1 protein-coding gene is annotated in these 8962 nt (G+C 73.7%); it reads right to left on the bottom strand.

The features are described 5' to 3' along the window. Nucleotides 1-5 precede the first annotated feature (5 nt). A partial coding sequence (locus tag AMK33_RS39380) for a type I polyketide synthase (RefSeq protein ID WP_143203916.1) occupies nt 6-8962 on the bottom strand: 8957 nt, incomplete at its 5' end.

The following is an 8962-nucleotide window of genomic DNA, read 5'->3' on the forward strand; positions in this document are numbered from 1 at the left end:
AGCGGTCAGGCGGCGAAGTCGCCGAGTACGAGGTCCAGGGCCCGGTCGATGTCCGAGTCGCTGAGCGACTCGGCCGCCCGGAGGACGTCGCTCGCACCGCGCTGCTTCGGCAGGTCCATGCCCCGGGCCAGGTCGAGCAGCTGCGCGAGCAGTCCGCTCTCCCGCAGCAGCGTGGCACCGGCCTTGCCGATGGCCCACTGTGCGGCGGCCATGGGGTCCTGCGGCGGACCGTCCTGTGCCGCGCTGCCGAGCCGCAGCCTGCCGAGGAGGAACTCAGCGATCGCCCGCGGCGTCGGGTAGTCGAACGCCAGCGTGCTGGGCAGCTCGGCACCGGTCCGGGCGGCGATGCGGTTCTTCAGGTCGACGGACATCAGCGAGTCCAGGCCCAGACCCTGCAACGGCTTCTCCGCGGCCACCGCGTGCGCGCCCGGCAGACCGACGGCGGCCGCCACCTCACCACGGACGAACTCGGTGAGCGTCTCGAACCGCTCCGTCTCGCCCAGGGCGGCGAGCCGGTCGAGGAAGTCCGAGCCCTGCGGCGCGGTGGCCGCCGCCTGCCGCAGCCGCGGCCGCACCAGGGAGCGCAGCAGCGGCGCCACGTCCTCCTGCCGCGCCAGCGCCGCCAGGTCCAGCCTGACCGGCGCCAGATGCGCCTCGGGCCGGCGCAGGGCGGCATCGAACAGCGCGAGCCCCTCGTCGACACCGAGGGCCCGGGCCCCTCCACGGCGCATCCGGGCCAGTTCGGCCTCGCCGAGGTGCGCGGTCATGCCCGCTCCGCCCTGGTCCCACAGCCCCCAGGCGAGGCTGAGCCCCGGCAGCCCGCGGGTGCGGCGGTAGGCGGCGAAGGCGTCCAGGAAGGCGTTCGCGGCCGCGTAGTTGACCTGCCCGGGGGACCCGAACGTGCCCGCCACCGACGAGAACAGCGCGAACACGGCCAGATCCTGATCGGCGGTCAGCTCGTGCAGATGCACCGCCCCGTCCACCTTCGGCGCGAGGACCGCGGCCATCCGGTCCGCGTTCTGGTTGCGTGCGATGCCGTCGTCGAGAACGGCGGCCAGATGCACCACCGCGGTCAGCGGGTGGTCCGCGGCCACCGTGGAGACGGCGGCGGCGACGTCGTCGCGGCGGCTGACGTCGCAGGCGACGATGCGCACGGTGGTGGCGCCTGCGGCGGTGAGGTGGGCGATGAGGGTGTCGGCGCCGGGGGCGTCGGGGCCGCGGCGGGAGGTGAGGACGAGGTGGCGTACGCCGTGGGTGCGGACGAGGTGTTCGGCGAGGGCCCGGCCGAGTGCGCCGGTGCCGCCGGTGATGAGGGCGGTGCCGTCGGGGTCCAGGGGCCGGGGCAGGGTGAGGACCAGTTTGCCGGTGTGCCGGCCCTGCGCCATGAACCGGAACGCGCTGGGCGCCTCGCGGACGTCGTAGGCGTGCAGGGGCAGCGGACGGATCCTGCCGTCGGCCAGGAGCGCGGTGATCTCCCGGAGCATCTCCTGGATGCGGTCGGCGCCGCTGTCCATGAGGTCGAAGGCCTGGTAGCGCACGCCGGGGTGGTCGGTGGTGACCTGGTGGGCGTCGCGGATGTCGGTCTTGCCCATCTCGAGGAAGCGGCCGCCGTCGGTCAGCATCGTCAGGGTGGTGTCGACGAACTCGCGTGCGAGGGAGTTCAGGACGACGTCGAAGGGCACGCCGTTCCAGGTGTCGGCGAAGGTGGTGTCGCGAGAGGAGGCGATGCGGTCGTCGGTGAGGCCCATGGCGCGCAGGGCAGGCCATTTGCCGGCGCTGGCGGTGCCGTACACCTCGGCGCCGAAGTGCCGGGCGAGCTGGACGGCGGCCATGCCGACGCCACCGGCGGCGGCGTGCACGAGGATCTTCTCGCCCGCCCGCAGTCCGCCCAGGTCGACCAGGCCGTGGTAGGCGGTCAGGAAGGTCAGGGGGACGGTCGCGGCCTGGGCGTACGAGAGGTTGTCGGGGATGGGGGTCATGACCCGGGCGTCGGCGCGGACCTCGGTGCCGAAGGAGCCCACGGCCAGGCCCATCACCCGGTCACCGGCCCGCAGATGCCTCACCTCCGCACCCGCCTCCAGCACGACACCGGCACATTCGAGGCCGAACTTCGGGGCGTGCACCATGTCCAGGGCGTTCAGCACGTCGCGGAAGTTCAGACCGGCCGCGCGCACCTGGACCCGGACCTCGCCGGGGCCGAGCGGTTCAGCCGTGTCGAGGGGCACGGCCTCGAACGTGTCGAGCCTGCCCTTCTCCCGCACGTCCAGGGCCCACGCCCCGGCGTCCGGCACCCGCACCGTGCCGCCGGAACCGGCCCGTGCCAGACGCGAGACGAACACCATCTCGCCGCGCAGCGCCAGTTCCGGTTCGCCGGTGACGGCCAGCGCCGCCGCGAGCGGCTCCGGGACCACGGCGTCCGCGTCGACGTCGACCAGACGCCACGTCCGCTCCGGGCTCTCGGCCCGCACCGAGCGGACCAGACCCCACAGCGGAGCGGTGCCGAGCGCGGCGACCGTGTCGTCGGGGCGGGTGCTGACCGCGTCGCCGGTCACCCACACGACCTCGGTGTCGACCAGCGCCGGCGACGCCAGCAACCGCTGGACCAGAGCGAGTTCACCGGTCGCGGTGGCGTGTGCCCGCTCGGCCGCGGACGGCCCGGCGGTGCCGGACGGCCGCGGTGTGCGGTCGACCACGATGCGCCGGGGCGCCGGGTCGGCGGTGAGGAGCCCGTCGAGGTCCGCGAAGGCCGGGGCGTTCAAGGACCGTGCGACGAGCCCCTCCCCGTCGCCGAGGACCAGGGTGCCCGCCGCACCGTCGGCGCCGGACGCGGGCAGTGCCTCCGCCTCCACCGGCTGGAACTCCACCCGGTACAGATGGTCGGTGTCGCGCCCGCCGGCCCGCAGCTGCTCGGCGCTCGCACGCTGCAACCGCAGGCCGCGCGCCGACGCCACCGGCCGGCCGGTGCCGTCGGCGAGGAGCACCGACGCGCGGGTCTCGCCGCCCTCGCCCTCGCCGGACGGCTCCAGCTCGACACGCACCCGAAGCTCGGTGGCGCCCGTCGCGTACAGCGTGACGTCCGTCCAGGCGAACGGGAGCAGCACCGTGTCGCCGTCGGTGTCCTGCCCGCCGTCCGGGGTGGTGCCCGCGAGGGTGTGCAGGGCCGCGTCGAACAGCGCCGGGTGCACCCCGAACCCGCTCGTGCCGGCGGTGTCACCGTCCGGCAGCACGACGCGCCCGTAGGCGACGCCGTCCCGGCGGGACAGTTCGGTCAGGCCGCGGAAGGCCGGCCCGTACCGGACGCCCTTCGCCGCCATCCCGTCGTAGAAACCGTCCAGCTCCACGCCGTCCGCACCGGGCACGGGCCAGGCGCTCAGCTCGGCGAACGCGTCGCCGCCCGGAACCCGGACGTCGTCCAGCTCCCCCTCGGCGTGCAGGGTCCACACCTGCTGGTCGACGGCGTCCTCGGGCTGGCTGTAGACGGCGATCGTGCGCCGTCCCTCCTCCGACGGCTCGCCGACGCGCACCTGGAGCCGCGTCCGTGCGGATCCGTCGAGGACCAGGGGCCGGGCGAGCGTGAGGTGCGCGACGCGTGCGGCGCCCACGGTGTGCGCGGCCGCCCAGGCCAGGTCCAGCAGACCGGTGCCGGGCAGCAGCACGGAGTCGAACACGGCGTGGTCGGCCAGCCAGGGGTGCTCGGCCGCGGAGACGGCACCGGACAGCAGGTGTCCGTCGCCGCCCGCCAGCACCGCCGTCGCGGGCAGCCAGGGGTGGCTGCCCTGCCCCAGACCCGAGCCGCGCACATCCGCGCGCGGCGCCGGCTCCTTCCAGTGACGCGTGCGCTGGAAGGCGTACGTCGGCAGCGCGACGGGGCCGCCCGAGGCGGGCAGCGGGGTGCGGGACCAGTCCACGCGGTGGCCCGCCGTGTGCAGCCGGGCGAGCGCGGCCAGCAGCGTACGGGGCTCGTCCGCCGCGCTCTCGCCCGCCTTGGCCGCGTTGCGCATGCTCGGCGTGAAGTGACCGACGCTCAGCGTCTGCGTGCCCATGTGCGTGAGCGCGGGAGCGGGGCCGCATTCGAGGAAGCGCCGGACGCCGTGCTCCGCGAGCGTGCCGAGGGCATCGGTGAACCGGACCGCCTCACGGACCTGGAGCACCCAGTGCTCCGGCGAGCGGATCCCCTCACCCTCGGCGGTGCCGGCCGGGTGCCAGGCGCCGGTGCGCGTGTCCACCAGCGGGATCGCGGGCGCCTGGTAGTCGCAGCCGGCGGCCACGGCGGCGTACTCGTCGAGCATCGCGTCCATGTGCGCGCTGTGGAAGGCGTGCGACACGGTCAGCCGGTGGGTGCGCCGCCCCTGACCGGCGAAGTGCTCGGCGAGGGCGGTGACGGCGTCGGCATGACCGCTGACGACGGTCTGTGCCGGGGTGTTGAGGGCGGCGATGCCGACGCCCGCACGGTCGCCGATCGCGTCGAGCACCTCGGCCTCGCCGGCTTCGACGGAGACCATCGCACCGTCGGTGCGGCAGGACTGCATGAGACGCCCCCGGGCGACGACCAGCCGAGCCGCGTCCTGAAGGCTCAGCACCCCCGCGACATGAGCCGCGGCGAACTCACCGACGGAGTGCCCCGCCACGGTCGTCGCGGTGACGCCCCACGACTCCCACAGCCGGTAGAGAGCGACCTCCAGCGCGAACAGCGCGGGCTGGGTGAAGCGGGTCTCGTGGATCAGCGCGCCGGTGCCGTCACCGCCGTCACCGCCGTCACCGCCGGAGAACACCAGCTCGGCCAGGGACCTTCCCAGATGCGGGTCGACGGCCGCGCACACCGCGTCGAACGCGGCGCGGTAGGCGGGGAAGGCGTCGTACAACTGCCGCCCCATACCGCCGTACTGGCTGCCCTGCCCGGTGAACAGGACGCCGAGCCCGGCGTCACCGGTCACCTCGCCCCGGACGAGAGCGGCGTGCGAGGCGCCGCCGCCCAGCGCCCGCAGTCCGACCACGGCCTCGTCGGTTGATGCGGCGAGGACGGCGGCGCGGGTGTCGAAGTGGGTGCGGTGCAGCGCGGCCGTGGTGGCCACGTCGACGAGTGGGACCTCGTCGTGGGCCTCCAGCCAGTTGGCCCAGCGGCCTGCCTGCTCCCGCAGTGCCGCCTCGCTGCGGCCCGACACCACGATCGGCACCGGCAGTTCCGGAGCCTCCGTGGCCACGGCCGCTTCGACGGCGGGTGCTTCTTCCAGGATCACGTGTGCGTTGGTGCCGCTGAGGCCGAAGGAGGAGATGCCGGCTCGGCGGAGGCGTTCGCCGCGTTCCCAGGGGCGGGCTTCCTGGAGGAGTTCCAGGCCGGACTCGTTCCACTGGATGTGCGGGCTGGGTTCGTCCGCGTGGAGGGTCTTCGGCAGGGTGTCGTGCTGGAGGGCGAGGATCATCTTGATGACGCCTGCGACGCCGGCTGCTGCCTGGGCGTGGCCGATGTTCGACTTCGACGAACCCAGAAGCAGCGGTCGGTCGGCTGTCCGGGTGGGTCCGAAGACTTCGGCGAGGGCGCCGGCTTCGATGGGGTCGCCGAGGCTGGTGCCGGTGCCGTGGGCTTCGATGGCGTCGATGTCGTCGGGGGTGAGGCGGGCGGCGGTGAGGGCGTCCTGGAGGACGCGTTGCTGGGAGGGGCCGTTGGGGGCGGTCAGGCCCTGGCTGCGGCCGTCCTGGTTGACGGCGCTGCCGCGGATGACGGCGAGGATGTGGTCGCCGTCGCGTTGGGCGTCGGAGAGGCGCTTGAGGAGGAGGATGCCCGCGCCTTCGGCCCAGCCGGCACCGTCGGCATCGGCGGAGAAGCTCCGGCAGCGGCCGTCGGCCGACAGACCCTTGAGACGGCTGAACTCCACGAACGTCGCCGGTGTCGACATGACGGTGACGCCACCGACCAGCGCCGTCTCGCACTCGCCGTTGCGCAGGGCGGTCACGCCCAGGTGGGTGGCGACCAGCGACGACGAGCACGCCGTGTCCACGGTCAGGGCCGGGCCCTGGAGACCGAGGGTGTACGACACCCGGCCGGACAGCACACTGCTCGCGTTGCCGGTGCTCAGGTAGCCGTCGAGCCCGCCCAGGTCGTGGTTGTACAGGTTCCCGTAGTCGGAGCCCATGGTGCCCAGGTAGACGCCGGTGCGGGACTCCGAGAGCGTGTCGGGGCGGACGCCTGCCCGCTCCAGGGCCTCCCAGACGGTCTCCAGGATGATCCGCTGCTGCGGGTCCATCGACTGCGCCTCACGCGGGGTGATCCCGAAGAACTCCGCGTCGAAGCCCTCGATGTCGTCGAGGAACCCGCCCTCACGGGCGTAGCACTTGCCGTCCGCCTCCGGGTCCGGGTCGTACAGATCGAGTCCGGACCACCGGCTCGGGAACGGACCGACGGCGTCGCCACCGCTGACCAGCAGCTTCCAGTAGTCCTCGGGGGTGTCGATGCCGCCGGGCAGGCGGCAGGCCATCGACACCACGGCGATGGGTTCCTCGGCGGTGCCGCGACGGGCACGACGCGTGGTGGTCGGCTTCGACGCGCCGCCGAGTGCGAGCTTGTCGAGGAGGAGCCCGGCGATGGCGGTGGGGGTGGGGTAGTCGAAGGCGAGGGTCGCCGGCAGCGACACCCCGGTCTCGGCCGACAGTCGGCGGCGCAGCTCGACCGCCATCAGTGAGTCGATGCCCAGGTCCTTCAGCACCTGGTCCGCCCCGAGCGCCGTGGCGTCCGCGATGCCGAGCACCACGGCGGCCTCACCGCACACGAGAGCGGTCAGCTCCTTGCCCCGCTCGTCGTCGGAGAGCGGAGCGAGTCGATCGCGCAGCGTGCCGCCCTCGACGACGCCGACGGCCCGCCTGCGCGGAGCACGCAGCAGCGACCGGAGCAACGGTCGCGTCTCACCGTCACGATCGAAGTCCCGCTGCAACGTGGTGAGTTCGAGTTTCACCGGGATGGTGTGGGGGTGGTTGCCGGTGAGGGTGGTGTCGAGGAGGTGGAGGGCTTGTTGTGTGGTGAGGGCGGTGATGCCTTGGCGGCGCATGCGGGCGAGTTCGGCGTCGCCGAGGTGGGCGGTCATGCCGGTGCCGGCCTGTTCCCACAGGCCCCAGGAGAGGCTGGTGGCGACTTGGCCTTGGGTGTGGCGGTGTTCGGCGAGTGCGTCGAGGAAGGTGTTGGCGGCTGCGTAGGTGCTTTGTCCGGCGCCGCCGAGGATGCCGGCGGCTGAGGAGAAGAGGACGAAGGCGGCGAGGTTGTGGTCGGTGGTGAGGGTGTGGAGGTGGAGGGCGCCGTCGATTTTGGGGGCGAGGACCTTGGCCAGGCGTTGGGGGGTCTGGGTGGTGATGAGGCCGTCGTCGAGGGTGCCGGCGAGGTGGAAGACGGCGGTGAGGGGGCGGGGGAGGTTGTTGATGAGGGTGGCGGTCTGGTGGTGGTCGGTGATGTCGCAGGCGTGGATGTCGACGGTGTCGGCTCCGGCCTGGGTGAGGGTGGTGACGAGGTCGCTGGTGCCGGGGGCGTGGGTGCCGCGGCGTGAGGTGAGGGTGAGGTGGCGGATGCCGTGGTGCTGGACGAGGTGGGTGGCGAGCTGGCGGCCGAGTTCGCCGGTGCCGCCGGTGATCAGGACCGTGCCCTCGGGGTCGAAGCGCGGGGCTTCGATGTCGGCGGGCTGGTCGGTGCGGGTCAGGCGGGCGATCAGGATGCGGCCGTCGCGCAGGGCGATCTCGGGTTCTCCCTCGACCGCGATCGCCTGCTCCAGCAGCTCGGCGTCCACCGCACCGGCATCCAGATCCACCAGACGCACCGAACGCTCCGCGTACTCCGCCCGGGCCGCGCGGACCACGCCCCACACCGGCGCGTGCACCAGGTCGTAGGCGCCCTCACCCACAGCGCCACGCGTCACCCAGACCACCTCGGCCCCGGCAAGACGCGGCTCCGCGACGACCTCCTGAACCTGCGCCAGAACAGCCGCGGCGGCATCCCGGACGGACTCCGCGTCGACCACGCCTCCACCCGCAGCGGCGCCCGTGGCGTCCACCACGATTCGCGCGGGCGGCAGCTCGTCCTCACCGAGCCCGGCGAGCGCGGCCGCCAGGTCCGGTACGGCATCGGCACCGAGCGCGCGGGCGAGATCGCCCGACCCGCCGAGCACCCACAGGTCCTCGTGCGGCACTTCACGCAGAGCACGGGCCGGCGTGAACGCGACCCGGTACAGATGCCGGGCGGACCGGCCGCCGCGAATCTGCTCGCGCGTCGCCTCGCGCAGCGCCAGCGTCCCCGACACCACGACGTTCCCGGCCGGATCGGCGGCGAGAACCCGCGCCGACGTCTGGGCGTCGTCCAGCTCCACCCGCACCCGCAGCTCACCGGGCCCGGTCGAACGCAGCTCGGCATCGCTCCACTCGAACGGCAGGATCACGGCCTCTTCGGTGCTGCGCAGCGCCGCGAGGGTGTGCAGGGCGGCGTCGAGCAGCGCCGGGTGCACGCCGAACTCACCCGGACCGACCTCCTCGGGAAGTCGGACGAGGCCGTATCCGACGCCGTCCTTGCGCCACAGCTCCCGCAGCCCCTGGAAGGCGGGCCCGTACCCGAGGCCCTGTCCCGCCAGCCGGTCGTACAGACCGTCCAGTTCCACCCGCTCCGCTCCGGGCACCGGCCACTGCGCGAGCGCGGACGACGACCCGGAAGCGACGGCCTCAGGACCGGCGTCGGCCCCGGCGCCCCCGAGAACACCGGTGGCGTGGCACGTCCAGGTCTCCTGGCCGTCCTCCTGCTGGCTGTAGACGGCCACCTCGCAGCGGCCCGATTCGTCCGATGCGCCGACGGTGACCTGGAGTCGTATGTGGGTGCTGTTGTCGTCGGGTTCGGGCAGGAGGAGGGGTTCGGCGAGGGTGAGTTCGTCGACGCGGGTGGCTCCGGTTTCGGTGGCTGCGGTCCAGGCCAGTTCGAGGAGTCCGGTGCCGGGGAGGA

The sequence above is a fragment of the Streptomyces sp. CB02400 genome (assembly GCF_001905725.1).
Classification (GTDB): domain Bacteria; phylum Actinomycetota; class Actinomycetes; order Streptomycetales; family Streptomycetaceae; genus Streptomyces; species Streptomyces atrovirens.